This window comes from Chryseobacterium proteolyticum (assembly GCF_046591535.1).
GTDB lineage: Bacteria > Bacteroidota > Bacteroidia > Flavobacteriales > Weeksellaceae > Chryseobacterium > Chryseobacterium proteolyticum.
Genome location: NZ_JBJLWK010000030.1, coordinates 1 through 721, shown reverse-complemented (window position 1 = coordinate 721; position 721 = coordinate 1). Strand labels below are relative to the sequence as shown.

General features: G+C 37.2%; 1 protein-coding gene. It reads right to left on the bottom strand.

Annotated elements, in window-relative coordinates:
* Positions 1-721, bottom strand: a 721-nt coding sequence (locus ACJ5H0_RS23110) for a distal tail protein Dit (protein ID WP_411252197.1), incomplete at both ends; no start/stop codon positions are given.

Genomic DNA, 721 nt, shown 5'->3' with positions numbered 1-721 from the left:
CTCCTTTAATTGGAATAAGAAATTACTCCCATCTTTAATAGCTGCATATCTTTCTGCATCAATTACAAATGAAGAATTAGTAAATGTCCCAAAAGAAAAACTCTCGCTATTAATAGTGAGAGTTAAGGATGTTGCGCTTCCTGATATTTCTACCACTGGACGTGATACTTTCGAACCTGCATTTTTGACACTTAAATTCTGCGGTTCGGTTACAACATAAGAAGAATCGCTCCCACCAAGAAGAATATCTGACATAAATGGAATATTATCTCCCCACAATACATCTTCAGTGCTTTCCACAATTGAATAAGCATGAGGATCATAAGCTATCATAGGTAATTCAAACTTACCCATACTTAAATACCGTTCAATTGGCATTGAACCACTGTATCTAGCTAGATAATATTTATCAGGTTCGTAATCATAAATTAATTTCACTTCTTTGGGCTTTCCATAAGGATCAATAAAGGCAGCCACCATTTTTCTGACAGCTGCCGCTAATTCAAATCTATTTTCTTGCGGTTTAACAAGTAAAGGTAGGTTAAATTCCATAGGATCTATGTCTGAGCCAAAATAATAAGCACCAGGACGACCAGGTATAGAAACTGTGTAGTCACGAATTGGTGGGGCTGCTGGATGTTGGAATCCTGGTAAAAGCGCTAAGCCTAATTGTTTTAAAGGTTTCCCATCTATAGTTAAACTCACAGTTGTCCCACCCTTC